The sequence below is a fragment of the Vibrio genomosp. F10 str. 9ZD137 genome (assembly GCF_049974785.1).
Classification (GTDB): Bacteria; Pseudomonadota; Gammaproteobacteria; order Enterobacterales; family Vibrionaceae; genus Vibrio.
Genome location: NZ_JBNGCJ010000079.1, coordinates 1 through 513, shown reverse-complemented (window position 1 = coordinate 513; position 513 = coordinate 1). Strand labels below are relative to the sequence as shown.

General features: G+C 45.8%; 1 protein-coding gene. It reads left to right on the top strand.

Annotated elements, in window-relative coordinates; all coding sequences use genetic code 11:
• A partial coding sequence (locus ACP45E_RS00990) for a DUF3971 domain-containing protein (RefSeq protein ID WP_277815665.1) occupies nt 1-513 on the top strand: 513 nt, incomplete at both ends.

The window sequence follows — 513 nt, the reverse complement described above, 5'->3', positions numbered from 1 at the left end:
AACCGCTCTTCCGATCTGACTTGCAAGTGTTAGGAGCATTCCGTTTAGATTTTCCAGAAAACCGCAGTCCATTTCTCTCTTTTTATGCCGAAGCTGATTTATACAACGCAGGTCAGACTTGGCGATATTTACCGACATTAGCGTTAGGTCAGGGCTTAACGGATTACTTATCAACGGGAATCCAAGCCGGTAAAGTAAATACGTCAAAACTGCTTTGGTACGGTGAGCTTGGTGATTTCCCTTATCACAATAATGATGGAATATTCCAAGCCTGGGTAGGGCTGAAGCAAGCGAAGTTCAGTTTTGATACTGCATGGCCTCCGATCACTGATCTGCAACTCGATCTCTTGTTTGAAAATGCCGCTATGTACTTAGATTCACAAGACGCCACGTTGGTGGATGTTCATGCAAAGCGCATTACAGGTCGAATTCCTGAACTATCAGGTGCAGGGCATATTGAAATAGAGGCCAGTGCCGTAGCACAAGGCAACGCCGTGCGAGATTACATGACGG